The organism is Pseudomonas parafulva (assembly GCF_002021815.1).
GTDB classification, from domain to species: Bacteria; Pseudomonadota; Gammaproteobacteria; order Pseudomonadales; family Pseudomonadaceae; genus Aquipseudomonas; species Aquipseudomonas parafulva_B.
This window is the reverse complement of the sequence record NZ_CP019952.1, coordinates 4,236,176-4,261,863: the sequence shown is the minus strand read 5'-3', so window position 1 is coordinate 4,261,863 and position 25,688 is coordinate 4,236,176. Positions and strand designations below refer to the sequence as shown.

Genomic DNA, 25,688 nt, shown 5'->3' with positions numbered 1-25,688 from the left:
TTACAACTCGATGCTCATGCCGTCGAAGGCTACTTCCACACCGCGGCGCAGCACTTCGGCGCGCTCGGGTGAGTCTTCGTCGAGAATCGGGTTGGTGTTGTTGATGTGGATGAGCACTTTGCGCTGGCGCGCAAAGCCGTCGAGTACTTCGAGCATGCCGCCGGCGCCGTTCTGGGCCAGGTGCCCCATTTCACGGCCGGTACGCGTGCCCACCCCGCGGCGCTGCATCTCGTCGTCCTCCCACAAGGTGCCATCGACCAGCAGACAATCGGCGCCTTGCATCATCTCCAGCAACTGCTCGTCCACCTGGCCAAGGCCCGGGGCATAGAACAGCTTGCCACCGGTGCGGGTATCCTCCACCAGCAGGCCAAGGTTGTCGCCTGGGTGCGGGTCGAAGCGGTGTGGGGAATAGGGCGGTGCCGCACTGCGCAGCGGGAAAGGGGTGAAGCGCAGGTTAGGGCAGGCCTGGATGACGAAACTGCCTTCAAGCTCGATTCGGTTCCATTGCAGGCCGCCGTTCCAGTGGCTGAGCATGGTGAACAGCGGAAAGCCGGTGGTCAGGTCCTGGTGGACCATGTCCGTGCACCAGACCGGGTGCGGGCAACCTTCGCGCAGGCTGAGCAGGCCAGTGGTGTGATCGATCTGGCTGTCTAGCAGGATGATGGCGTCTATGCCGGTATCGCGCAGACCTCGGGCAGGCTGCATGGGCGCGAAGGCCTGGAGCTGTGCACGAATGTCTGGCGAAGCGTTGCACAACACCCAATGCACACCGTCGTCTGACAGGGCGATGGATGACTGGGTGCGGGCAGTGGCCCGCAGGGTACCGTCCCTGAAGCCCTTGCAGTTGTCGCAGTTGCAGTTCCACTGCGGAAACCCGCCACCGGCGGCCGAGCCGAGAACCTGGATATACATGGGTGCTCTCTATGCTGTGCGGAAAGTCATGTCCAAAAAACGAAAACGCCCCGGCAGGCCGAGGCGTCGTACCCTAAGCCGTGCTTAGCGGTTGGCGAAGTACATGGTGACTTCGAAGCCGATACGCAGGTCAGTGTATGCAGGTTTGGTCCACATGGGATTACTCCTTCCGAATGGGTTTGAGGAACGCTTGACTACTACTTGGGTACCGCCATAGGCAGGAGGTTCCCTGAATCAGGGTTGCGCTATCTTACAAGAAAACCGTTCATCCGAAGACTGTGTATCAGGAAAGTAGCGTTGCACCAGGTGCAACAATCTCGCGCTGCTGCGCCTGAAAGTCAGGTGGCGCGGCAGCGTTAGCCAGACAGGTCCAGGGCGCCTGCCCATCGAGCAATGCATCCTGTAGCCTTTCCAGATCATGCTGCCGCACGTTGAGGATAGCCTTGCGTACGTCATCTAGCGTCCGGGGTTGTGTAGCCAGGTGTGTCTGCCAGGCCCACTCCACAACCTCGGCATTGCTCATGACCACTTCATCGAACTGATCAGCCAGCAGTTGCTGCGAGGGAACGTCCAGCGTAACGTGCTCGCGCAATAGCGTGACCACCTGTTCCAGAATCATGTCCGGGCTGGCGTGAGGCGATTGAACGCCGATCATCAGCCCGTGCACCCCCTCCACCTGGCGCAAGGCGCTGAACACCGCATAGCCCAGTTGCAGCTCGACCCGCAGACGTTGATAGACAGGGCCTTGCAGCAGGTGAGCCAGCAGCCTGCCCGCTGCCTCCATGCCCGCTGGCAGAGGGCAGAACACCAGCAAGGCATGTTCGCTGCCGTACCCGCCCACCGTGTACCAACGACGGGTGAGCGGCGGAACGGGAACAGGCGCGCCGCCATGGCCGGGCAGGCCTTGCAGGACGGCTGACAGTGCCTGCTGTGCATCTGCATCGAAACCGACGGCCAGCCCGTGCCAGGTGACCTGCTGCCAGAGCCTGTCGAGTTGGGGCTGGCTCTGTCGTGACCCGGCCACCGCTTGCACGTCGAGGCCTGCCACGGCGTTTGGCAACTGTTCCAGCAATGCCCTGATGGGCATGGGTTCGCTGGATGGTCCAGCACAGTCAGCCCAACAGTCGGCCGGCGGGGCCTTCAACAAGGGCAGGGCAATCCCGATGGCGGTGACCACGGCCGAGGCTACGCCTGCACAGCGCAGCTCCCATCCCTGGCCCGCTCCGCTGAACTGTAGCTGTACCGAGGCGCGCTCACAGCGCGCTTTGAGTGGGGCAAGGGCTTGGTCCAGAACAGCATGCAGTGATTCCTTCAAAGCAAGGGGCACCTGCCAGCGTACAAGCAGGGCGGCGTGCTGACGCGCGGTGGGCAAGGCGTCGCTGATGCTCAGCCCGCCGGGTAACGAACACTCACCGGTTTCAGGCAACCGCGTGTGCAGCAATGGCTCGCTCAAAGGGAACTGCCAACGGCCCAGGTCCGAACGCGGCAAGCTCGCCAGAAGCGCAGTAAAGGCGTGCTGCCCTTGTGTATCAAGCGCGGTGAAGGGAAGCCCTGCGCTGTCCCTGCGTGCCAGTTCCATGGCGCTGGCGCTGTGCTCACGGCGCCTTTGCAAACGCCCGAATTCTCGATTGAGTTGCGCAAAATCCGCGTTCTGCATGTATCCGAACCAGCCGTGCAGCAGGGCCATGGCCTGCCCAGTTGGCATACCGGCGCCCAGCGTCAGGTCAATGTGCCAGAGCAGCTGCCCGGCAAAGGCATAGAGCGTTTCCACCTTGATGGCCTGCAACCCGCAGTGCTGGCGCGCGGCCGCGAGCCACATGCCGGGGCGACTGTCGTTCAGACAACTGATCAGCAGCGCCAGGGCCTGCTCAGCGCCGGCCGGCATCTGCTCATGGGCGAACAGTTGCCGGTTGCAGCTTGTGCCCAATGGGGGTGGAGGGCGCTGTAACGCGCGCGTGCCGCTGGCGAACAGTTGAGCGGGTGGCACGACCAACTGTTCCAGCTCATCCAGGGACTGAGGGCCGCTCACCGCCAGCACCATCTGGCCGCCCTGATAATAGCGTCGGTGAAACTCGCTCAGCGCTCGCTGGAAGGCGGGATCTTGCAGCGGCAAGGTATAACGGTTACCGGCCTGGAAGGCCCGCAACGGATGCCCCGGCGCCACGGATTGCAGCAAGGCATGATGCGCCTGGGCCTGGCGGCTACGCGACCAGGCGATGAATTCGGCGTGGATCACTTCGCGCTCGTCGCGTTGGCGGGCGATGGCCAGGTCCGGCTCGGCCAGCATCTGGCAAAGCCGCATCAAACCGCCCGCCAAGGCCGTGGGCGGGGTTTCGAAGAAGAAGTCCGTCGTTCGCTCGCGAGTGCTGGCATTGACTTGGCCGCCGAGCGCTTGCACGTAGCGCATCAGGCCATCTTCCAGGGGATAACGCGTTGTGCCCAGAAAGAACAGGTGCTCGAGAAAATGCGCCAGCCCAGGCCATTTGGCAGGGGCATCATGGCTGCCCGCGTGCACCCTGAGCGCCGCCGCCGCGCGCTTGAGACGAGGGGCGTGGCGCAGGGTGAGCTGCAGGCCGTTGGCAAGGGTGAGCTGGCGGATGGTGTCAGGCATGGGGGCTCCGTGTGGTCCGACCATGCTAGCCTGCAAGCGGTGCGCTGTCAGTGATCCTGCTGGGGCATTCGTCCGTGTAAGGCCTGACGCAGGTCGGTGAGGTAGGGAAAGGCCCGACGGCCCTGCACCACGGCTTGCTGTTCCAGCTCGGCCAGCAGCAGGCACTCTTCATGGCCTGCCATGCGCAATACGCCGCCATCCGGGCCGACGATGCTGCTTTGTCCGCAATAGGCGATGGCGTCTTCCGCGCCGCAGTAGTTGGCATACACCAGGTAACACTGGTTTTCCTGGGCCCGTGCCCGCACCGTCACCTGGCAAACGAAGTCGTAGGGCTGCATGTTGGCCGTCGGGACCAGGATCAGTTCGGCGCCGGCCAAGGCCAGCCGACGGGCATTTTCCGGGAACTCGATGTCGTAGCAAATCAGCAGGCCGACTTTCCAGCCGTCCAGCTCAACGACCGGAAAGTGATCCGGCCCCTGCTCGAACATCGTGCGATCGAGCTCGCCGAACAGGTGCGTCTTGCGGTAGTTGCAAAGGCGGCGGCCATCGGCAGCGATCAATTGCACACTGTTGAAAACGGCACCGTTCGGATCCCGTTCCGGATAGCCGTAGGCAATGGCGATACCGCAGGTGCGCGCTGTCTGCATGATGTGCTGTGCTGACGGGCCATCGCAGGCTTCGGCCAGTTGCTGCACTTGAGCCGAGCCGATGTTGTAGCCGGTCAGGAACATTTCCGGGCACACCAGCAATGACGCGCCCTGGCCGGCTGCCAACTGCGCCTGATCGCGCAACCGCTGCAGGTTGCCGGGCACATCCAGCGGGCCAGGCAGGGCTTGGAACAAGGCTATGCGCATGACAGCTCCTGGGTCAGTCGGCCAGCGCGATCGGGCCGATCTCGTCGAACACATCGCCCGGCCCCGGGTTCTCGGGGTGGGTGTGTCCGCCGAAGTGATTGATGATACCCCACACCGCATTGAGCGACGTCTGCACGGCGCCCTCTACCCAGGCAGGCGTCCACGACACATCGTCGCCGGCAATGAAGATGCCGCGTTGCTCAGCGGGCATGTTCTTTTGCATGAAGTGGGCGTACATGCGTTGGTTGTAGCGGTAATGACCCGGCAAGGCGCCCTTGAAGGCACCGAGGAAATACGGGTCCGCTTCCCACGAAACGGTGATCGGGTCGCCAATGATGTGGCCGGCGATGTCGGTTTTCGGATAGATCTTCTTCAGCGCGTCCAAGGCCAGCTGCACACGTTTCTCCACCGGGTGCGGCAGCATCTTCAAGGCATCGCTCATCCAGGCATAGGACAGGCAGATGACCCCCGGCTTGTCGTCGCCGTTATCGAACAGGTACGTCCCGCGGGTCAGGCGGTCGGTCAGGGTCATGCTCAGCAGGTCGCGGCCGGTTTCCGGGTCCTTGTCCTTCCAGAACGGCCTGTCGACCATGACGAAGGTTTTCGACGACTGCATGTAGCGGGTACGGTCCAGTGCCATCCACATTTTCTGGGAAAACAGCGATTCTTCGCAGTCGATCTGGGTGGTCAGTAACCACGTCTGGCAGGTGGCGAGCACGGCGCCGTAGTGGCGGGTGTCCCCCCAGTTGTCGGTGACGGCCAGGCGGCCATCGGCAGCGCGCTGGATCCGCTTGACCCCGGTGCGGGGTGCACCGCCATGCAGGGAACGCAAGCTGGTGCCCTCGGGCCAATGGGCGCAGCGCTCGGGCCGATGGCGCCAGATACCTTGCGGTACCTGCTCCACGCCGCCCACGATCAGATGCTGGTGGTCGTCGCAGTTGGTCATGACCACCCGGAAGATCTCCAGCATCGAGTTGGGGAAGTCCGAGTCCCAACCGCCTGTGCCGAAGCCCACTTGGCCGAATACTTCCCGGTGCAGAAAACTGAGCTTGGCGAACGAGCGCGAGGTGGCGACGAAGTCGTAGAAGGTGCGGTCGTCCCACAGCGGTACGAGTTTGTTCCACAGCGCCTTTAGGCGTGGTACATCGCGATCACGGATGGCTTGCTGGATATCGGCGAATTGCGCACCGCTTTCCAACGCGTCAGCCCAGGCATCAGCCACCTCATGGAACAGCTTGGGAAGATCGGCAGGGGTTTCGGCGTAGTAGGTCTGCCCTTCGAGGTCGATCACCGTGCTGCTGGAGGCCGAGCTCAATGGGTTAGGAAAGGGCTTGGTCTGCAACCCCAGTTTGTCCACGTAGTGATAGAACGCCGTGGACGACACCGGAAAGCGCATGCCACCCAACTCGGCGACGATGCCATCGGTGCCATTGAAGGCTTGCGAGCGCAGCCGGCCACCCAGCTTCGAGGCTTCGTACACCACTGGCTTGAGCCCCAGTTTCATGAGCTCGTAGGCGGCCACCAGGCCGGCGATTCCGGCGCCGATGATCGCGACTTCCTCGCCGTGGCGTTGCGCCGGAATCGTGCCCAGGCCCGCCGGATGCTCCAGCCAGTCATCGAAGGCGAATGGGAAGTCAGGGCCGAAAATGGTGATGGGTTTCTTGCCGTCGTCAGGGTGCCGGTTGTTCTTGTTCATTAAAGGACCTTGCCAGAGCGGCTGCGCGATGTGCTGAGCCTGAGTATAGGAGACGTCTGGCGGTCATTTTAGAGAGGGGGCATTTCGTTATTAAGAAGCAGAATGAGGTCGAAATGTCTCCTCTTTGGTCATAGTGGCGTGGTTTGTGAGTATTTTGACGAATTCATGTTTGTGAATACAGGTTTCAAAGCGCCTGACCGCGATCCACCTTGCTGCTGAGGATGATCGACGTGGTGGTTTTTTCGACGCCCTCGACGTTGCCGATCCGGTCCAGCAACTGGTCCAGTAGTTCCGGTGACTCCGTGTGCAGCCAGGCCACGTAGTCGAATTCACCGCTCACCGCGCACAACTGCCGCACAGCGGCCATCGCGCTTAGCCGTTTGACGACCTCTTTGCCCGAGCGTGGCTGCACCTTGATGCCCACATACGCCTGTAGCCCACCGCCCATCACCTGCTGCCCCAAGCGCACGCCGTAACCGGAAATCACCTTGTTCTTCTCCAACCGCTCGAGCCGTGAGTTGACCGTGGTGCGAGCGATGCCCAACTGGCGCGCGAGCATGGCTACGCTTTCGCGGGCATTGATCTGCAACAGGGCGATCAGCTGGCGGTCGATTTCATCCAGGGCAAATGGGCGAAGGTCTGGCATGGCGTGGCTCGGCGAGCGGAAGGGGGAGGTAGCCTAGCTAGCGTGGGTGGGTGGGGGCAAGGAGGAGTGAACGAGTGAACCCAGCCGTTCGTTGCCTTCGCCACGGCTTGGTGTTGTGCTGCGGTGATGTCCTGCTTGGGGTCATGCTTGCCATTTTTCTCCAGCGACGCGCCGGTTTATCAATGAGTGGTATTCACTTGAGCCGATTAACCAGCCTATTCGGCTCATCAAATGAGCCGAATAGGCTGGTTAATCGGCTCATCAATTATTGATCGGACTAGGCTTGGCGCGGATTGCATCACCGTAAATAGCAAAAGCCGCGCGAATGCACGGCTTGGCAAAGGTTGGGCCCATACGGACGCGAACCGTCCACCAAGGGATTAACAGTTGATGGCGATGTCCTCAAGCTAAGTCATTGAAAGCCATGCATAGACTCATTTAGCTTCCTGCTGCTGCGCCCGCTTCGGATCCACGCCGCCGCAGCCTGGGTGTGGCGGGTACGGTTCAAACCTGCCCAGCAGAGCCATTGTCTTGTTGGCTTCCATACACGCCTCTAGAATGGGAGGCCCTCGCAAGGCAGGAAACACTATGTGGTTCATGAACAAGAAAACGCTCAGTGCCGAGCAGGCGACTGCGCTTAATGACCAGGGCTGGGCGGCGTTCCGAGAGCAGGATCTGGACACCGCGCAGGAGTGCTTCGAAAACCTTGCCAAAGCGTGTCCCGACGACCCACGCTGGATGAATGGCGTTGGTGCGGTGAGCCTGGCGCGTGACGATCGCGCCGATGCCCATCGACACTTCCAGAGGGCTGCTGATCGTGACTATCCCGGCAGCCACTACAACCTCGGCATCATGGCCTACCAGGACGGTCATCACGACGTCGCCCGTCGACACTTCCAGAGGGCTGCCGAGCACGATTATCCGGGCAGTCACTACAACCTCGGCAGCATGGCCTTCCAGGAGGGTGATCACGACGCTGCCCGCCAGTACTTCCAGAAAGCCGCCGAGTACGATTGTGCCCGTAGCCACTTCTACCTTGGCAGCATGGCCTATCAGGACGGCGATCACGATACCGCCGTCGAGCACCTCAACGACGCCGTGCGCCACGATCATCCAGAGGCGCTGAACCTGCTCGGCGACGTCCATCTGCATGCCGAACGTTATCCGCAGGCTGAGCAGGCCTACCGGCGCGCTGCCGAGTTGGGCAATGTCGACGGCTACAACAATCTTGGCCTTCTGTATTTGCAGCTCGAAGATTATCAGCAGGCCAAGCAGGCGTTGTTGCAGGCCCTGGAATCCGACCACGTCTACGCCCAGCACAACCTGGCTGTGGCCTATCACCGTTTGGGCGAGCTCGAGGCGGCAGAGCGCTGGTATCTGATCTCGTTCTCTCTGCACGGCAACCTGCAGTCGCTGGAGAACCTTGGGCATGTATATGGCGATGCTGGGCGTGAGGTCGAGGGCCAGGCGCTGGTCGCGGCTTCCGACAAGCTCTACGAGGATCAGCCTCTCGATGATTACGAGCAGGCGTTGATTGACCGGTTGCTGGCCTGAGCCACGATAGGCTTGCTGCTCGCGCTGCCGACCCAAAAAGCCGAAAGCCGCGCTAAGCGCGGCTTTGAGTATGGTGGGCCCACACGGACTCGAACCGTGGACCAAAGGATTATGAGTTGCTGAGCCAACTTGTTTACTGAGGTAGCGGAGAGAAGCTAGGCGTAGTTTAACATGCTTGAAACTAGCGTAGCGCTTGGGTTTAAGCGTAATTCTACGAAATTTACCAAAGTGCGGCTCTGTACTGAATTTGTACCTGAGGTATGGCTCGAGCGTTGTGAGTCGCTATCGCTCCAACGTCAGCCTCTGAGGAGGCTCGGGGTGTGATGTGAAGGGAGGAATAACCCGAAATGGGATATTCGGAAACGGGTTACACAATAAAGAATGGTCAGATCTCTACACACGCCCGCTTATGAAATATTTCGCCGACTACTGGTCGAAGTGCGCGAGCGTCAAGGAATGACGCAGGTTGATCTTGCGAAACGTTTAGGCAGACCTCAGTCGTTCATCTCAAAGTACGAGAATGGTGAGAGACGCTTAGACGTGATTGAGTTTATTTCAATTTGCGATGCCCTTGAGGTAGAGGCAGCGGTACTATTCAAATCCGTCGTCGGAGCTATAAGTGAACACTAAGCAAGTAATTGATATGGCGAGCCAGCATCTCTTTGGAATGTCGGGGCATATTTTTAATGTTTTAGAGTTGAGTAAGCCTATATCTCCCGATGCTGCGGTAGACTTGTCAAAAGTCATATCTAAGCTCTCTCCATTGCTGGGGAATATGATTGAGTTCAATACGTGTGAGTTTCTGAATGATAAGCCCGATTTTCAGGGTTGGGGAAAGTGGAAACGTCAAGATCCGGGATTTCCAGATATTGTTTTTGACGGGGCGGTGTCCCCTACACCTGGCTTCGAAATAAAGGCATGGTTTCCGTTGGCGACCGAGATAACAGGGCGTTTCAAAGACAGTCAGAATCACTTCTTAGATGATCGCACTTATGTTGCGTTGATCGCTTGGCTTCCTGAGTTTGTGATATTCGGGAAACCTAAAATTATCGCTGTTTCGATTGCGTCGGGTGCTTCTGTCGCGCTAGCAAGAGATAGTCACTACCACAATCCACCTGATTATCTTGTCCTAGAGCCAGAAGATACTACCAGGCGGACTCGAAATCTCCAACAAACAAACACTGCAGGTTACAAGTGGCAAGCTAATTCAAACCCTGCGGTGGAGGCGGAAAATCTTCGGACTGCTGCAGAAATTATTGAGTCCTGGGGGGCGGGGGGCAGAGAATATTGCGCTAGTGCGGATTATCAACAGAAGCTGAAAATGTTAACGGGGCGGTTCAACTACCGGCTAGATACGAATTTTGCAAAGCTTGATCGTATTGGGCATGCTGGGATTGAGGATTTCGCTCGCCAAGTTTATGCAATGGAATACCATGGGATGACGATTGGTCAGTGGAATAGCCTGCTGTCAAGTAAAAACGAAGCCGCTATTAAAGCGGCTTTGTCTGAGCGATTCAATATACAAGATCTGGATGCTGATGAAGCGTTGTTCAGCTGAAAAGGTCTGGTTGGGTTTTGAATCTTGTAATGGCAAGTTCGTAATAGTCGCGATCAATCTCGGCGGAAAATGCTTTTCGCCCAGTTTGCTTCGCGGCAAGGCTTGCAGAGAATAGACCTCCGAACGGCTCCCAGATGACGTCTCCTGGATCTGAAGAAGCCTCTATGATTAACTTCATGAGGTCCAGGGGTTTCTGGTTTAAGTGCGCGACCTTCCCGCTTCTATCAGTAACTTTGAGGCGCTCACTACCTTTCAATGGAGGTCGGTCCCAGACGTTCATCCAGCCATGAGGGCAATTAAACTTTGAGCGCATTCTCGACCAGTCTTCAGATGTCATCGGACTGTCTCCATCCATAGAAAAATACGGCCGCCCTTCGGGTTTCCCTTTTTCGTTGGCGTACTGTGCCATTTTTGAAAAGACTTCTGGCGGAGGAAAGTACCACAAATGACCTTGATCTAAGTATTTTCGAGTTGCAGCATCCTTGACGCCGCAAGCTTCATTTGCGGACTTCATGGTTAAGCCAGTACGCTTCCATTCTTTGTGAAGCCAGCGCTGAAGCGGTTGGTCTTCAATTTTTGCTTCAAAGACATATTGGACACAAACTTCTGATACAACTGGAAAGCGGCGAATTTTTGCTGTGTTTACATTCCCAGCAACATGAGCGCGCCCTTTGTTCCAAATATTAGCGTTGACGTATCGCCAGCCGTACTTTTGTAGAATAGGGTGCGCTGCGGCCCAGCCAATCTCTGAGTTCCAAAACCACAGAGTGGTTTGTGCTGACGCTTTTCTGCTCCATGCGGCGATATGTTCTTCATACCATTCTGGAATTCCAAGATGATCAGAAGTGTCGCCTTCAAATCCAAGAATCCCATATGCTCCGTCTGAAACTATTACGGTCGGTTGGTCCCAGTCGTGATAGAAGTCCAAGCTATCACCATGGCTGAGATTGACATAATCGTCGCTGTACGCTGAAGCGCCCCTCACTTCACTGGGTGGTAGAGCTTTGCCTCGGCCTACGGTGCTTGTTCGTGGATTGCGTGGCTTTTCTTGAGGTTTCATGAGGGTATCTAAACCTGGTCAGGGCGTGGCGTGCGGATTTGGCTTGGATTGGTGCCGGCTAAGCGCTAATGCGTGGTGTTCGTAGTGCTCCGGTGCACCATTCTGCTAGCATCCGAGCACCCTCTCTGGGTTGTGCGGAAATGCAAAATCCTTGGTACTTTAGCACCAATGATCGTTAGGTAGGAGAGTGGAAAATGCCACTAATGAATTCAGGGCGACCGCTGTCGTAATCGACGCTTAGGCGTAGGGGCTGAATTCTAGGGATCATAGTAATGCACGGTGATTAGCTATGAGCCATCCGTGAAAATACTTCGATTTGTTGCACGCGAAAGTATTTACTTTCGTGCAGGTGCACTTGTTGAGAGTGCTGGAAGAATGGTGCCCAGAGACGGAGTCGAACCGCCGACACGAGGATTTTCAATCCTCTGCTCTACCGACTGAGCTATCTGGGCAATGCGCGTATTAAGCCAGCGAGGAAGATCGTTGTCAACGCATTTTTGCAGAAAAATTCAGAAAATACCGTAGGTTAGCAGTGTGGGTTGTTGGGCTCCTCCCGTTCGTGGGGCGTAAGCAATCACAGGCTGCCTGCTGACGTATCGTCAGGTTGATAGCGGGACAGCGGCATCCTCGCCTCGCGGTGATGACTGATTTCAGTCGAAATAGAAGTCGTTAATCAAGGCTCCACCGTTCCAAACTAGCCTGGATAGCTCGATTGACCGCCGTGGTATGCCTGTCAATAAGGCGTTTAAGAGAATCTATCCTCTGTATCGTAACTGGTTTGTAATGTCCAATGTTTAAAGCCCTGGCAATCTGATTTAAGTTCTTGCCGAGAGTGAGCAGCTGATAGTTTGACTCGCCAAGCTGGTCGATTTCGGAAATTCCAAATTGTGATGCGTGGGTCAACCCTATACGAATGGCGTCTAAAATCCATCGCCGCATAGAGCACCGCTCGACGTGTGAGCGTTCTTGAATGGCGGCTTTCTCTGAGGAAGTCAAAAGAACTTCGAAATGATGCTTTTTCTCTTTGGATCTCTCTGTCTGGCGATAAATTTTCGGTGTCGGCTTTGTGTTCGCTTTAGCTAGCTGATGCTCAATGGCTTCTTTAAGCGCGACCCCTTGGTGATTGGCCTAGAGCATTGCAATAGGCAATCCAGCGCGCTTTTAGATCTGCGCCCAGGTGAACGTTAATAGCTCGGTTGATCTTTTGAATAATGACCTCTCAAACGCTGCAATTTGCAACCTAGGGGAGACTCTTGCAACCTGTGTGCGCACACTTTGCCGGCGATTAGCCTATCCTGCAGTAGTCCTTCGTAGCAATCGAGATTTCGTCATGACGAAGAATTTGGGATGTATGGCACTTTCAGATAGTGAGCCAAAGTGAGATAATGGATATCGTCAAAGTGCAGTGCTTTGGTCTAATTATATGAACGCTGTAATCGCCTCGCTGATGCTTAGTACATTATGGGCGCGGCCCTTAAAAGACGGGGCCTACACCGGGTAAGACTGGCGCATAGTCACCCCAAGAACGGTACAACCGTGCTGGGTGCGATTCCTAAACAGATCGACAGGCCGGACAGACGGCCCAGTGTTCACCATGTCCAATGGAGAGGTGACTATGGATCTGTTCAAGCGTTTCGCCTTAAAAGGCGTCCGACCATTTAGTTTCGCAACAACGTTCGCATTGATGCTGGGCTCGCAGCAGGGATACGCGCAAATCCCTGTAACCGTTACTACCCAAGTGACGGATTCCCCTATGACTGTCGCAGAGTTCGCAGCTAATACGACTCGCTGGGCCCAACAGGTTCAGCAAATGACATTCCAAATTGATCAGATGAAGCAGCAGTACGGCGCGCTTACTGGGTCGCGTGGGCTTGGGCGAGTATTCGATGACCCACAGCTGCGAGAATATCTGCCGCAAGACTGGCAGGCTGTGTATGACGCAGTGAAGCGTGGCGGCTATTCAGGCCTGAATAGCCGTGCTGGTTCGATCTATTCGGACAACAAGGTGTTCGATGCTTGCGAAAGCCTGGTTCAGGATCAGCAGCGCGATGCTTGCCGAGCACAGGCGGTGAAGCCGTCACAGGATAAAGCTTTTGCTCTGGAGGCCTATGACCAGGCCGAAGCCCGACTGCGCCAGATTGACCAGCTCATGGGGCAGATCAATCAAACGCAAGATCCCAAAGGGATCGCAGAGCTGCAGGGTCGCATCGCTGCAGAGCAAGCGATGATCCAGAACGAGCAGACCAAATTGCAGATGTTCCAAATGGTCGCTGAGGCCGAGGGCAAGATTCAGGAGCAGCGGCAACGGGAACTGAATGCCCAGGTGCTCGACAAGAGAGGCTACAAGAATCGCGAATTGCTGAACCTGGGGGGCAACTGAAATGATCTCGTACGCTCATATCCTCCCCTTGGTCGTGTGCTTCTTCATCCTCACTTCCTTACGGCGATTCTGGATTTGCATTGGCCGGTTCGGGGCTTTGAAAGAGGTGTCACGACGTGCACCTGAGTTGATCCAGAGCGATCTCCTGGCGGCGTCGGCCGCGATCATGCCTTTTGTATTGGCGCTTGCCGATTGGTTGCAGATAGTGCCGCCCCGAGCAACTGGACCAATCTCGTCAACGCTCGCCGTTTTGATCTCATTCGCCTGTGCACTGGGTACGTCGCTATTGATTTCGAGGTCTGAATACCGCATCGCGGGTAGTTGGGCAGGGACAAGGGAAAGCGCGTTGAGAACGCTTGCAGCACTTCAGATTATCAGCGCTGCTGAGCTGGCCTATTCGCTGAAATTTGCTGGGGAATTCCGCACGGAGGCGGAGCATGTGCTGCCCCGTGAAGTGAATCGGGCGGATCGGAATCGGGAGGGCCGGAAATGACAGCCTCTCGTTTCTCAATTGTTGTTTTGTTTCTGCTCACGGGCTGCGGGGCGGATGAACCGGTCCATTCTGTCGATTGGTACAAAGCCCACAGCCCGGAAAGGGATATCCGAATATCGGAGTGCGAGCGACATGCCGGGACTCTGGCCCTTACGCCGAACTGCGTTAATGCCAAGCAGGCCAGGAATGAGCAGCAGCTTGATCAGCGCGGCTATCGGAAGCGCGAAATGCTGAATTTGGAGGGGCAATGACCATGGAGTCCAATTTTTACGAATGGGTAGGTGGCTCAATCGACTCGGTGTTGAACGGCTACGTGCAACTCATGGCACATAGTGTCATTGATAACTCCTCGGGCTTGTTCGTTGCTGGCGGCGGCCTTTTCTTCATGATCCTGGGCCTTCTGTCCGTCGGTGGCTTCATCGAGCATCCTCTCCCGCATGTCTTCAAGCTCATGTTGAAATGGGTATTCATCGGCGCATTGGTACTTAATGCCGATACGTACCTTGGTGGGGTCGTGGAAGCGATTCGCGGCCTGGAGGTTGGCTTGGCAGATGCGTTCTCGCCAAACGGCAAAGGTGTAGCTGCAACGTCGGTGTATCAGGTGATTGATAGAGCCATGACCGACGGATTTGATATCGCTTCCGATCTGATTGCTCGCGCAGGACGTCGTGGCACGACCGAGATAGGCATGATTCTTTATGACTGGCTTATCGCGGGAACGATGCTCATCGCAACATTCCTGATTACGCTACCCGCTGGAGCGATGATTATCACAGCCAAGGTGCTGTTGGCATTTTTGCTGGGGTGCGGCCCGCTATTCATCGCACTACTGCTGTTCGGTCAGATGACCAGCAAATGGTTCGATCAATGGTTCGCCCAGGTGATGACCTACATCATCCAATGCGCCGCGATCACGTCAGTGCTTACGCTGGGGATGAAGTTCTTCTCGACAATGCTGGCTGATGTACAGCCCAGTGCTGGAAACGGTCCAGCGACCGACATGCTGGAGATCCTCGCGTTGAGTGGGATCGTGCTCTACATGGTTTATCAGGCTTACTCATTGGGAGGTCAGCTTGCAGGTGGTCTTTCGTCCAGTGCGATCACATTGCGGCAGATGGCTCAGGCTGCGTTAAACCCAGCCAAGGCGGTCTTCAACACCGTTAACCCGATGTCAACGCGCCGAGACCTGCAGTCGGGCATGATGACCACTGCAAGAGGTTTGAATCATGTGATCGCAGGAAACAGCGTTTGGAACCCAGCCTACCGGCAGCATGTCATGCAGAACCTAGGCAAGAACTGGGGTAGGGGGAGAGGAGGGAAGGTCGGTAGTTAGCGGCCCGATATCAGTATTGTGGACCCCGCTGCGCGCCCTGGCGGGCTTGCCCAAAGGGGCTCTGCCCCTCTGGACTTCCCGCCCTCGCCGGTAGCAGGGGCCGCTGGGAAAGGCATCCAGCAGCCCCCGCATATAGGATTGGAGGTGCGCAGCGTCAAGGGTTCGCTTCGCCGTCATCCTCGCCCGGTCCCGTTTCACGGGCTGCGGCCTCCGGTGACGCCCTTGACACTCGTTTATCTGTTCAGCGCTGAAATTGTCTTGTTTCAGTCACCGATACGAAGGGAAAGCCCGTGAATATTTGGGAGAGTATCATCATCACGAATGCTGATCATGAGCGGCGTCGGAAGGCTGTCGAGTATGCTTGCGTGTCAATCGGGCTCGAGGGCTTTGTATTGAGCGCGGAAGAAAAGCGACGCGCTCAAGCTTTTGTGGACGGGGAACTCACCTTGGCCGAATTTGTTTCAGTCGACATCGACGAATAGCTGGAAGCTGGGTCAAGGGCATCACCGCAAGCCGCAGCGGAGCGCAGCCCAGAGGGCGAGCACCGAACGGGTGAGGATGATGGGCGTAGCCGTCCCCTTGATGCAGCTGTAAGCGTCCAAGCCTAGCGACAGGGGGAGGAACAAGGCGAAGCCGCCGGACCTGCCCCTGCCGCCCGTCCGGCAAGGATAGGACGCGGGATGCAACCGAAGGGGTTGCCCAAGCGGAGCGCGGAGATGAACGGCGAATAATGGCGAGGTTTCACAGCGCTCCGCTCCTACGCTTGTGGCTGCTGATATTTTCTATTCAGAACTGCGGCTATGTGCTTTGGCATGCCGGAGATGTTTGCATCCGCAACCGATCTCGTCTTAATCACCCGTTTCGTTTTGGGGGGCTGGTCTGGCAATGACGAATTTTGCTTATTCGCCATGGCGCGTGCAATCGTGGGTGCGAACTTACCTTCCCTGTAGCGTTTGAGAACTGCTTTAAACCATCTGTTAGGTGCCTTAACTCTACCCGCTTCCAGATTGCCTGCTAGCTCATCAAGAAGCATCTGAGCGGCTTGTTGGTCCACGTCTATCAATAAAGGCTCAATGAGGCTCCGCTCTGTGGCGGCCAGTGTTGGCCACGTGAGCGTATGCTTCGGTGAAATCTCGCTGGTGTTAGGTTTTGTTCTAGTTTCTTTTATATTGGTATGGTTTGTATTGTTTTCTCTTTTTATTGGTATATCCCCCTTGGGGCCAGGGGATGGTTTCCCGGGCAGTGGCTCACCATGGCATGATCGACCATCCCCTGGTTTTTGGGGGGATGGTTCACTGGGGGTATACGTGACAAAATTCTCCCAGATGATCTTCCCTGATTCATTCTGGAATCGCTCCTGCTTGAAGTAGCCTAGCGCCCTTAGCTCCTTACTTGTAGCGCTCCATTGCTGCTCGCTGAGGCCAAATTTTCCACGTATGTGGCCGACTCTAAGCTCCCAGCCTTCGTTCTGACCCAGCATCCAGGACAAGACCACGCGCGCGCGCCAGCTCAGCCTGCTCTCGGTTAGGACGCTTGCTGGAACAATGCAGTAGGGCGGCCTTTTGACTTTGAAGGTTTGATCCGTGCTCATGGGATTGCACTTCCACGCTCTCCGTCGAGCGACAATACCTCCTTGACTTGGAGGGTGCGGAAATAAACTCGCCGGCCGATCTTGAGCATCGTAGGTTTGAGTCTTTTAGAAATTTCGGTGTTTGAGTAAAGGGCCACTCTAACTCCTTCTGGAGATCGGCCTAATATCGCGGCAATGTCTACGATGCTCATTAGTGGGCCAAAGCGCTCAAGCAAATATTGTTCGGTCGTCATTGTCAATCAACCATAGTTGCTAATAGTTAGGCGTATCTTTGGGTAATGATGCTCAGTCGTCAAATAGCTACGCCTCGGTTTTCGACCAAGGCGTATTAGTTTGGATTAAAGACTTTGTTAGTCTGTGGTTGCCAAAATATATAGTTTTGGCTAATTGGCAGGTGTGGAAAAGCTAATGTGTATAGGGCTTTTCCTGAAATCTATTGTTGGCGAATGTGTAATAGAAATTATTTTTTGCCTATTTTTTAGCTTTCAAGCTATCGAGCCTCACTACCAGGTCCTCCGCGCGAAGATGCGTATATCGTTTCAACATCTGCATTGACTTGTGGCCGCTGATGCTAGAAACCTCTTGGTCTGAAAGCCCACCTTCAACCAATCGGCTGACTGCCTCATGGCGGAGGTCGTGGAAGCGGAAATCTGGCATGCCCAGCTTAGATTTGAGCAATCCCCAGATTTTCGTGAAGGCATAAGGGCGCCGCTTTCCGTCCTTTCCAGGTTCACCAAAAAAGATCAAATCGCAATCGATGGGGCGCACAGGGTTTTGAAGCGCTGCTTGGAATGTTGCTGCAGCGAGCTTGCTAAGTGGCACAGTCCGGGCGCTGTCGTTCTTCGTTACCAGAAGGCGTGCTACGCGCTTTTTGACATCGACCTGATGCCGACGTAGCCCTGTGATTTCAGACGACCGCATACCCGTTTCCAAGGCGATGCTGACGATCCATCCGAGCATAGGGTTGCTGTGCTTGTTTACCTCTTTCAGCAAGCGACGTTCCTCGTCTGCTGTAAGCCGACGATTTCGGCCTTCACCTGGGCTCGGTTTCCGAATGTTGAGCACAGGGTTGTATGTGAGTCCGAGGCCCCATTCCTGAATTGCGACAGTGAATAGGTGGCTGAGGAGGGCAAGCTCTAGCCGCACGGTGTTATTGCTGGTGGGTTGGCCGCGGTTGGTCAGGGAGCCCAGGCGTGTATCGCGATAGTTAGCAATAACCTCGGATGACAGAGCCGCCAGCGAGTATTTGCCCAGGTGCTTGATCAACTGCTGAGCCTTGGTTGCCTCAGCCTTCTGCGTGGTGGGCTTTTTGGTAGGGCTGACTTCGCGCAGATATCGCTGCAGCGCATTTTCGAGTGTCAGTCGCTCGGACCCGCTGCGCTGGATATACACACCTCGCACCATTTCATCTTCGGTGCGTCGTGACCAATCTTCGGCGTCGCGCTTGGTGCGGAAGGTTTTGGCGTTGGTCGGCCATCCGGTCTTGCGGATGACGGCCTTCCAAGTGCCGGCAGGGGTTTTGACGATTGTGGCCATCTGAAGGACTCCAAAGGCGTGCAAGCGAAGCCGCACTGTACCTAATTTGTACCTTCGGACCATAGGACTGATCCGGCTGCCACAAACCCAAAAAGCCGAAAGCCGCGTAGTACGCGGCTTCAAGGTTGGTGGGCCCACACGGACTCGAACCGTGGACCAAAGGATTATGAGTCCTCTGCTCTAACCAACTGAGCTATAGGCCCTCAGTAGGAGGCGCGATTATAACGAGGGTTTCGCACCTGTGCCATCCGAAAGATCCGTTAGTGCTATACGAAGAAACCGCGCAGCGAATTCCTCCGGCAGCAAGGGCAGGCTGACGATGTAGCCTTGGATCTGCTCGCAGCCTTCGGTAGCCAGAAAACGCTGCTGGGCCTGGTTCTCGACGCCTTCGGCGATGATGGTCAGTTGCATGCTGCGGCCAAGCGCAATGATGGCGCGTGCGATGGCGGCATCGTGGGGGTCGTCGGGCAGGCCGCGGATGAAGGATTTGTCGATCTTGAGGATGTCCAGCGGCAGCCGCTTGAGGTAGCTCAACGACGAATAACCGGTGCCGAAATCGTCGATCGCCAGTTGCACGCCCAATTTCTTCAACTGGTGCAGCACCGCCAGGGCTTCTTCGGCCTGGCTCATGATGAAGTTCTCGGTGATCTCCAGCTGCAGGTCGCCGGCCTTGAGTTGGTGTTGCCTGAGCAGTACCTCGATGCGCCGTGCGAGGTTGGGTTGGCGCAGTTGCGCGCCGGCCAGGTTGATCGACAGCGGACCAAAGGGTTCGTACCGCTGTTTCCAGGCCTGCATCTGACGGCAGGCCTGTTCCAGTACCCACTCACCCAGTTGCAGGATGGTGCCGTTTTCCTCTGCTAGATGAATGAAATGCTCCGGTGGCACTTCGCCAAACGTCGGGTGGCTCCAGCGGATCAAGGCCTCGGCACCGACCAGAGTCTGGGTTTGCAGGCTGAGCTTGGGCTGGAAGCACAGGCTCATCTCGTTGCGTTCGATGGCCCGGCGCAGTTCGTGCTCCAAGGCGACACGCTCACTGGCCTGGGCGGTCAGGTCGCGGGTATAGACTTCCACCCGGTTGCGCCCCTTGGCCTTGGAGCGATACATGGCGGCATCGGCGTTGCGGATGAGCGTGGCGACATCGCTGCCGTCGTGTGGGTAGAGGCTTATGCCAATGCTGGCGCTGGTGAAGAACTCATGCTCGCCGGCCTGGAAGGGAGCGTTGAAACAGGTCAGCAGCTTGTTGGCGATGGTGCTCGCATCACTGGGCTTGTGCAGGCCAGGCAGCAGGATGATGAACTCGTCGCCCCCCAAGCGCGCCACGGTGTCCACATCGCGCACCTGCTCTTTGAGACGCTGCGCGATACCCTTGAGCAGCAGGTCACCTACCGGATGGCCGAGGCTGTCGTTGATATGCTTGAAACGGTCCAGGTCCAGGAACAGCACGGCGCCCTGGCGGTTGGACAGTTGTCCACAGGTCAGCACGGCCTGGAGGCGGTTTTCGAACAGGGTACGGTTGGGCAGGCCAGTGAGAGGGTCGTGATGTGCCTGGTAGTCCAGTTCGGCTTGGGCATGCTTGATGCTGGAGATGTCGGCGAACACCGCCACGAAGTGCGTGATCTCGCGCTCGGCATTGCGCACGGCACTGATGGTCAGCCAGCTGGGGTACAGCTCGCCGTTCTTGCGTTTATTGTAGATCTCGCCCTGCCAGTGCCCTTCATCGGTCAGTTGATGCCACAAGGCAGCGTAGAAGGCGCTGTCATGCTGGCCCGAGGCGAGCAGGCGAGGGGTTTGGCCCAGCGCTTCGATCTCGCTGTACCCGGTGATTTCGCTGAAAGCACGGTTCACCGCACTGATGCGCTGGTCGATGTCGGTAATCAACACGCCCTCGGCGGTGTTTTCGAACACCGTGGCGGCCAGTTGCAGTTTTTCCTGCATCAGGTGGCGTTCGGTGATGTCCCGGGCGATGGTCAACATGCAGTCGGTGCCGGCGATTGGCAGCGGGCGCGCAGACAATTCGCATAGGCGAATCTGCCCGTCGCTACGGCGGATATGGCAGGTGAAGTCGCGTACGAAGCCCTCTCGGTTGAGCTGGTCGAGCAGGCGCTTGCGTTCGTTGAGGTCTACCCAGATGCCAAGGTCGAGCGACGTCTGGTCCAGGGTGGGGTGCAGGGCGTAGCCGGTAAGGCGGCAAAACCCGTCGTTGACCTCCAGCAGCAAGCCATCGTGCTGACGGGACAGCAACAGGCCGTCTGGGGAGGCATGAAACGCCTTGGCGAACTTTTCCTCGGAAATCTGCAGTTGCTGCTGGGTTTCCTTGAGCTGGCTAATGTCGCGTACGGCGACCACCAGCGCAGGTGTGCCGTCGAGTTCGAAGGTTTCAGCGGACGTAAGCCCTGTAAACACCTGGCCGTTGCTGCGCCTGAAACTCATTTCCAGGTTGCGGATGCCGCCCAGGTGCAGGCGCTCCAGTAGGCGAGGCCCTGAACCCTCGACTGCCCATAGATTGAGCTCGGTCGCCGTCCGGCCGATGACCTGACCAGGCGTCAGGCCTATCTGCTCTTCGAACGCTTCGTTGACCTCCAGCAGGCAGCCGTCGCTGTGGCGAGCGATCAGTAAGATGTCCGGGCACTGCTGGAACACCGAGGCAAACTTCTGCTCGGACAGACGCAGTGCGTCTTCGGTGCGCTTGGTTTCGCTGATATCGATCATCAGGCCGCGCATGACGGGCTGGTGGCCATGCTTGATCATGCTGACGATGTTGCGTACCCACAACGCTTGGCCATCGGCACGAATTACCCGGTAATCCAGGCTGTGGTCGCGCCCGGCAGCAGTTTCGCTTTCGCAGTAGGCCTGGGCCCATAGCGCATCGTCAGGGTGCACGATGCTGCGCCAGAAGCCGGGCTTTAGCCAGTTGCTCAGCGGATAGCCGAGCAGGTCCTCGGCATGGGGCGATACATAGCTGTACGTGAAATCGTTTACGTCCGCTTCCCAGGCGATGGCTGAAAGGCTCTCGACCAGGCCACGGTAATGGTATTCGCTGCTGCGCAGCTCCTGCTCCAATGCGATGCGCCGGGAGATTTCGGAACTCAGGCGCCGGTTGATACGCATGACCGTGGCCAGCACCAGTACCAGCAACAATACGGTGGGCACGCCATACACCACCAGATCGGACCAGAACATGCGCGCAGTGCCGTGTTCTGCGGAGGCTTGCGGGGGGGCGGGTTGCGCCGCGGTCTGGCCGGGTACCGCTACGGCAACGTACTCGGCGATCGGACTTGGTTGTTGCACTTGCGCAACGCCCGTCGTGGTCCACAGGCTCAGGGCCACCAGCAGGATGGCCGGCATCAGGGGCATAGCGGCCTCTCGCATTCAAATGGACTGAGTCGAGTGTAGACGGCCAATTAGCTCTGGGATGGGTGTCAGGGAGATTTTTTCAGGCTTAACAGGGCCTTGGAGACGGATGGCCAGCGGTATACGAAGCCCAGAAAAAACCCCGGCCTGGGCCGGGGTTGGTCATCACTCGTCGAGGAAGGAGCGCAAGTGCTCGCTTCGAGTCGGGTGCCGCAGCTTTCGCAACGCCTTCGCCTCGATCTGACGGATCCGCTCGCGGGTCACGTCGAACTGCTTGCCCACTTCTTCAAGGGTGTGGTCGGTGTTCATGTCGATGCCGAAACGCATGCGCAGCACCTTGGCTTCACGTGCAGTGAGGCCCGACAACACATCGCGGGTCGCTTCCTTGAGGCTTTCGACCGTGGCCACGTCGATCGGGGACTGCATGGTCGAGTCCTCGATGAAGTCACCCAGGTGCGAGTCTTCATCATCACCGATCGGGGTTTCCATGGAGATCGGCTCTTTGGCGATCTTCAGCACCTTGCGGATCTTGTCCTCAGGCATTTCCATGCGCTCGCCCAACTCTTCCGGGGTCGGCTCACGACCCATTTCCTGCAGCATCTGCCGGGAAATGCGGTTGAGCTTGTTGATCGTTTCGATCATGTGCACCGGAATACGAATGGTGCGTGCCTGGTCCGCGATGGAGCGGGTGATCGCCTGACGAATCCACCAGGTGGCATAGGTCGAGAACTTGTAACCGCGACGGTATTCGAACTTGTCCACAGCCTTCATCAAGCCGATGTTGCCTTCCTGGATCAGGTCCAGGAACTGCAGGCCACGGTTGGTGTACTTCTTGGCGATGGAGATCACCAGACGCAGGTTGGCCTCGACCATTTCCTTCTTGGCGCGGCGAGCCTTGGCTTCGCCAATCGACATGCGACGGTTGATCTCCTTGATCTCGGCAACGGTCAGGCCGGTTTCGGTCTCGAGGTCGATCAGTTTCTGCTGGCAGGCAACGATGGCTGCGTCTTTTTCACCCAGGGCCGCAGCCCATTTGGTGTTGCGCTTGGCAAGGTCACCGCTCCAGGTCTGGTCGGTTTCGTTGCTCGGGAACATGCGCAGGAAGTCGGCACGCGGCATACGGGCATCACGCACGCACAGCTGCATGATGGCGCGTTCTTGCTGACGCAGGCGGCTCAATGCGCTGCGAACACGCTCGACCAGCACTTCGAACTGCTTGGGGACCAGCTTGATCGGCATGAACAGATCGGCCAGCGCCTGCAGGGCAGCAACGCTTTCCTTGTGCTCACGACCGTTCTTCTTCAGGACCTTGTTGGTGGCCTGAAGCTGATCCGAGACCGCGCCGAAGCGTTGAGCTGCAACGACAGGGTCCGGACCGCTTTCGGTCTCTTCCTCGTCGTCACTGTCAGACTCTTCTTCCTCGTCCTCGGACTCTTCCTTCGCAGCGGCAGTCTTGGCGCCTGGAATCGGCACTTCATCTGTCGGTGCCGCGATGTTGTCATCGGGATCGATGTAACCACTGAGGACGTCCGACAGACGGCCACCTTCGGTGGTGACGCGGTCGTACTCGCCGAGAATGTAATCCACAGTGCCCGGGAAGTGGGCGATGGCGCCCATGACTTCACGAATGCCTTCTTCGATCCGCTTGGCGATTTCGATCTCGCCTTCACGGGTCAGCAGCTCGACAGTACCCATTTCACGCATGTACATGCGTACCGGGTCGGTCGTGCGGCCGATATCGGTCTCAACTGCCGCCAACGCAGCAGCGGCTTCTTCGGCCGCGGCTTCGTCGGTGTCGGCTTCCGCCAACAGAAGGGCATCCGCATCCGGAGCACTCTCGAATACGTTGATCCCCATGTCGTTGATCATGCGGATGATGTCTTCCACCTGTTCAGGATCTGAAATATCCTCAGGCAGGTGGTCGTTGACCTCCGCGTAAGTCAGGTAGCCCTGCTCACGACCGCGGGTGATCAACTCTTTGATACGAGACTGCTGTTGCGCTTTTCCGGACATAACACCCTATCCACTGAAGGTCTTGGCGGGCAAAAAACAAGCCGAGGATTATACCCGAGCATGGACCTCACGCGCCAGATGAGGTCGGGTTTTGTGCGGGAACATTCCGGCTCAACAAGGCGAGAAGCTGGGTTTTTTCCTCGCTGGTCAATTCGCTTTGACGGGATTTCCTGAGCAGTTGTTCCAGACTTCGCTCACGTTGGCGAGCGGACAAGCTAGTAATGGTGTCGAAAAACTGTTGTTCAAGGTTGTCGGCCACGATCAGCCATTCCTTCTCCGCCAACGCCCGCAGCAGGCGACCTTGTTCGGTGCCATGCCAGCGTGCGATCAACTGCATTGAGCTTAGCCCAGGATTTTTCTGTGCAGCTTCGATCAATGCCACCAGCAGTTGGCTGTAGAGCTGTTCTTCGTCGGCAAAATGGCTGGCGTCTTCCACCTTGCCGGCCAGGAGCGGGTGATGCAACAGCGTGCGCAGCGCCGCCAGCGTAGGCGGTTCGACCGGTGCCGGCACGCGGGGCGGGGGCTCGTCACGCTGCCACTGCTTGCCGCCCTTGCGATGCTTGTCCCAGGGTTTGTCGCTCCAGGCTTTCTTGCCGCCGGCCTTTTTGGGCGTCCAGGCCTGTTCCTGATGAGCGCCAGCATAATCGGGCTGCGGCATGTCGGCGTAATCAGGCGTGTAGCTGACCATGGCATCGTAGTCATAGCCTGGGTCGTAATCTGCGCTGGGCGCCGCGGGGGCCTGTTGCGCCAGTTGCTCAACCTGCTGCGGATCGAGCCCGGTGATTTCCCGCAAGCGGTTGCGCATCAGTTGACGCAGGTTGGCGCCCGGGATTTTTTCGATCAACGGTGCAGCCAGGGTGGCCATGTGCGCCTTGCCTTCGAGCGAGCGAGGGTCTGCCTCGATGCTCAGCTGCTCGAAGAAGTAGTCAGCCAATGGTTGCGCGTGCTGGTTGATGCGGGCCATGAAGGCGTCGGTGCCTTCGGCGCGGACCAAGCTGTCTGGGTCTTCGCCTTCAGGCAGGAACAGAAAACGCGCGCGACGGCCGTCCTGCAGGTTCGACAGGGCGGACTCCAGCGCTCGCCAGGCCGCCTTGCGCCCGGCCTGGTCGCCGTCGAAGCAGAACAGTACGCTCGGTACCACGCGAAACAGGCGCTTGAGGTGCTCTTCGCTGGTGGCGGTGCCCAGGGTGGCCACGGCGTTGCGCAACCCCTGCTGGGCCAGGGCAATCACGTCCATGTAGCCCTCGACCACGATGATTTCGTCGAGGTTGCGGTTGTGCTTGCGGGCCTCGTACAGCCCGTACAGCTCCTGGCCCTTGTGGAACACAGGCGTTTCGGGAGAGTTCAGGTACTTGGGCTTGTCGTCACCTAGCACCCTGCCGCCGAAGGCGATAATGCGGCCACGGCTGTCGCGAATCGGAAACATCACCCGATCGCGGAAGCGGTCGTAGCGTTTGCCGGTTTCGGCATTCTCGATCAGCAGGCCGGCATCGATCATGACCTTCTGCTGTAGCGTGTCGGCACCCAGGTGCTTGAGCAGGTTGTCCCAGCCAGGCGGCGCGAAACCCAGGCCGAAGTCGCGCGCCACTTCGCCGGATAAACCGCGGCCTTTCAGGTACTCCACCGCTGCCTTGCGGGTCGGGTGACTGCGCAGGGCTTGGCGGTAGAACTCCGAGGCGGCATCCAGCAGCGGATACAACGGTGAGTCGGTCGGCTGGCGCGGTTTCTGGTCGCGCCGGCCTTGCTCGCGCGGGACCTCCATGCCTGCCGCTCGTGCCAGTTCCTCGACGGCCTGGGGGAAATCCAGGTTGTCGTGGTCCATGACGAAGCCAAGGGCGTTGCCGCCGGCGCCGCAACCAAAGCAGTAATAGAACTGCTTGTCGGGGCTCACGGTGAAGGAGGGGGTCTTTTCCTTGTGGAACGGGCAACAGGCAGAATAATTCTTGCCGGTTTTTTTCAGTTGGACACGGGAGCTGACCACGTCGACGATGTCGAGGCGGTTGATGAGGTCGTCGATGAAACTCTGGGGAATCAGCCCGGCCATGGCAGTCTCGTCAATCTGGCAACTGGCAAGTCTAATCGCTCACGCGCCGAATGCAG

21 protein-coding genes, 2 tRNA genes and 1 pseudogene are annotated in these 25,688 nt (G+C 57.8%); 8 read left to right on the top strand and 16 right to left on the bottom strand.

Annotated elements, in window-relative coordinates; genetic code table 11:
• The 6 genes from pqqB to B2J77_RS19205 all read right to left on the bottom strand — a co-directional run bounded on the left by pqqB (position 1) and on the right by B2J77_RS19205 (position 6,719).
• A complete protein-coding gene (gene pqqB / locus B2J77_RS19230) occupies positions 1–912 on the bottom strand; it encodes a pyrroloquinoline quinone biosynthesis protein PqqB (protein WP_078479231.1) in 912 nt (303 codons plus the stop codon).
• Between the two features lie 84 nt (positions 913–996).
• Positions 997–1,068: a pyrroloquinoline quinone precursor peptide PqqA gene (gene pqqA / locus B2J77_RS19225; RefSeq protein ID WP_003243383.1), complete on the bottom strand. Its 72-nt coding sequence runs from the start codon at positions 1,066–1,068 to the stop codon at positions 997–999.
• Positions 1,069–1,195: 127 nt separating this feature from the next.
• Complete coding sequence (gene pqqF / locus B2J77_RS19220) at positions 1,196–3,523, bottom strand: pyrroloquinoline quinone biosynthesis protein PqqF (RefSeq protein ID WP_078479230.1); 2,328 nt, start codon at positions 3,521–3,523, stop codon at positions 1,196–1,198.
• Between the two features lie 47 nt (positions 3,524–3,570).
• Positions 3,571–4,377 (bottom strand): carbon-nitrogen hydrolase family protein, encoded by an 807-nt coding sequence (locus B2J77_RS19215; protein ID WP_078479229.1) that lies wholly within the window; start codon positions 4,375–4,377, stop codon positions 3,571–3,573.
• A gap of 13 nt (positions 4,378–4,390) precedes the next feature.
• A complete protein-coding gene (locus tag B2J77_RS19210; protein ID WP_058639104.1) occupies positions 4,391–6,073 on the bottom strand; it encodes a flavin monoamine oxidase family protein in 1,683 nt (560 codons plus the stop codon).
• Positions 6,074–6,257: 184 nt separating this feature from the next.
• Complete coding sequence (locus B2J77_RS19205; RefSeq protein ID WP_058603024.1) at positions 6,258–6,719, bottom strand: Lrp/AsnC family transcriptional regulator; 462 nt, start codon at positions 6,717–6,719, stop codon at positions 6,258–6,260.
• A 597-nt stretch (positions 6,720–7,316) separates the two neighbouring features.
• Between B2J77_RS19205 and B2J77_RS19200 the strand changes: the two genes are divergently transcribed.
• From B2J77_RS19200 to B2J77_RS19190, 3 genes are all read left to right on the top strand, one after another.
• Positions 7,317–8,273 (top strand): tetratricopeptide repeat protein, encoded by a 957-nt coding sequence (locus B2J77_RS19200; RefSeq protein WP_228385154.1) that lies wholly within the window; start codon positions 7,317–7,319, stop codon positions 8,271–8,273.
• A 381-nt stretch (positions 8,274–8,654) separates the two neighbouring features.
• Positions 8,655–8,903, top strand: coding sequence for a helix-turn-helix domain-containing protein (locus B2J77_RS19195; protein WP_078479227.1), 249 nt, complete (start codon positions 8,655–8,657; stop codon positions 8,901–8,903).
• Positions 8,893–9,831 carry a hypothetical protein gene (locus tag B2J77_RS19190; RefSeq protein ID WP_078479226.1) on the top strand — a complete coding sequence of 313 codons (939 nt, stop codon included), beginning with the start codon at positions 8,893–8,895 and terminating at the stop codon, positions 9,829–9,831. Before B2J77_RS19195 ends, B2J77_RS19190 begins: the two co-directional genes overlap by 11 nt.
• Here B2J77_RS19190 and B2J77_RS19185 read toward each other — a convergent pair.
• From B2J77_RS19185 to mobC, 3 genes are all read right to left on the bottom strand, one after another.
• Positions 9,824–10,891 carry a DNA methyltransferase gene (locus B2J77_RS19185; RefSeq protein WP_078479225.1) on the bottom strand — a complete coding sequence of 356 codons (1,068 nt, stop codon included), beginning with the start codon at positions 10,889–10,891 and terminating at the stop codon, positions 9,824–9,826. The two genes, B2J77_RS19190 and B2J77_RS19185, sit on opposite strands and share 8 nt — an antisense overlap.
• A gap of 376 nt (positions 10,892–11,267) precedes the next feature.
• A tRNA-Phe gene (locus B2J77_RS19180) sits at positions 11,268–11,343 on the bottom strand.
• A 217-nt stretch (positions 11,344–11,560) separates the two neighbouring features.
• On the bottom strand, positions 11,561–11,830 hold the full coding sequence (gene mobC, locus B2J77_RS21680) for a plasmid mobilization relaxosome protein MobC (protein WP_228385153.1): 270 nt from the start codon (positions 11,828–11,830) through the stop codon (positions 11,561–11,563).
• A 676-nt stretch (positions 11,831–12,506) separates the two neighbouring features.
• Between mobC and virB5 the strand changes: the two genes are divergently transcribed.
• From virB5 to B2J77_RS21550, 5 genes are all read left to right on the top strand, one after another.
• Positions 12,507–13,271 carry a P-type DNA transfer protein VirB5 gene (gene virB5, locus B2J77_RS19170; protein ID WP_078479224.1) on the top strand — a complete coding sequence of 255 codons (765 nt, stop codon included), beginning with the start codon at positions 12,507–12,509 and terminating at the stop codon, positions 13,269–13,271.
• A 1-nt stretch (position 13,272) separates the two neighbouring features.
• Positions 13,273–13,764 carry a hypothetical protein gene (locus B2J77_RS19165; protein ID WP_078479223.1) on the top strand — a complete coding sequence of 164 codons (492 nt, stop codon included), beginning with the start codon at positions 13,273–13,275 and terminating at the stop codon, positions 13,762–13,764.
• Entirely contained in the window at positions 13,761–14,015 is a 255-nt protein-coding gene (locus B2J77_RS19160) for an EexN family lipoprotein (RefSeq protein WP_078479222.1), read from the top strand. The genes B2J77_RS19165 and B2J77_RS19160 overlap by 4 nt, the downstream gene beginning before the upstream one ends.
• Positions 14,012–15,097: a type IV secretion system protein gene (locus tag B2J77_RS19155; protein WP_228385152.1), complete on the top strand. Its 1,086-nt coding sequence runs from the start codon at positions 14,012–14,014 to the stop codon at positions 15,095–15,097. The genes B2J77_RS19160 and B2J77_RS19155 overlap by 4 nt, the downstream gene beginning before the upstream one ends.
• Before the next feature lie 290 nt (positions 15,098–15,387).
• The gene (locus B2J77_RS21550; RefSeq protein ID WP_078479221.1) at positions 15,388–15,579 is read left to right on the top strand and encodes an antitoxin VbhA family protein; all 192 of its coding nucleotides are present in this window, start codon (positions 15,388–15,390) and stop codon (positions 15,577–15,579) included.
• 275 nt (positions 15,580–15,854) lie between these two features.
• Here the strand turns inward: B2J77_RS21550 and B2J77_RS19145 are convergent, their stop codons facing one another.
• The 7 genes and pseudogenes from B2J77_RS19145 to dnaG all read right to left on the bottom strand — a co-directional run bounded on the left by B2J77_RS19145 (position 15,855) and on the right by dnaG (position 25,632).
• Complete coding sequence (locus B2J77_RS19145; RefSeq protein WP_078479220.1) at positions 15,855–16,688, bottom strand: hypothetical protein; 834 nt, start codon at positions 16,686–16,688, stop codon at positions 15,855–15,857.
• Positions 16,685–16,921 carry a hypothetical protein gene (locus B2J77_RS21675; RefSeq protein WP_054573701.1) on the bottom strand — a complete coding sequence of 79 codons (237 nt, stop codon included), beginning with the start codon at positions 16,919–16,921 and terminating at the stop codon, positions 16,685–16,687. Before B2J77_RS21675 ends, B2J77_RS19145 begins: the two co-directional genes overlap by 4 nt.
• Before the next feature lie 238 nt (positions 16,922–17,159).
• On the bottom strand, positions 17,160–18,224 hold the full coding sequence (locus B2J77_RS19135; RefSeq protein WP_004887790.1) for a tyrosine-type recombinase/integrase: 1,065 nt from the start codon (positions 18,222–18,224) through the stop codon (positions 17,160–17,162).
• Positions 18,225–18,350: 126 nt separating this feature from the next.
• Positions 18,351–18,427: transfer RNA gene (locus B2J77_RS19130), tRNA-Ile, on the bottom strand.
• A gap of 16 nt (positions 18,428–18,443) precedes the next feature.
• Positions 18,444–21,407, bottom strand: a pseudogene (locus B2J77_RS19125) (EAL domain-containing protein); the annotation flags it as partial.
• 333 nt (positions 21,408–21,740) lie between these two features.
• Positions 21,741–23,588, bottom strand: a complete 1,848-nt coding sequence (gene rpoD, locus B2J77_RS19120) for an RNA polymerase sigma factor RpoD (protein WP_058639614.1) — start codon at positions 23,586–23,588, stop codon at positions 21,741–21,743.
• Positions 23,589–23,655: 67 nt separating this feature from the next.
• Complete coding sequence (dnaG, locus tag B2J77_RS19115; RefSeq protein ID WP_058639613.1) at positions 23,656–25,632, bottom strand: DNA primase; 1,977 nt, start codon at positions 25,630–25,632, stop codon at positions 23,656–23,658.
• Between the last annotated feature and the right edge of the window lie 56 nt (positions 25,633–25,688).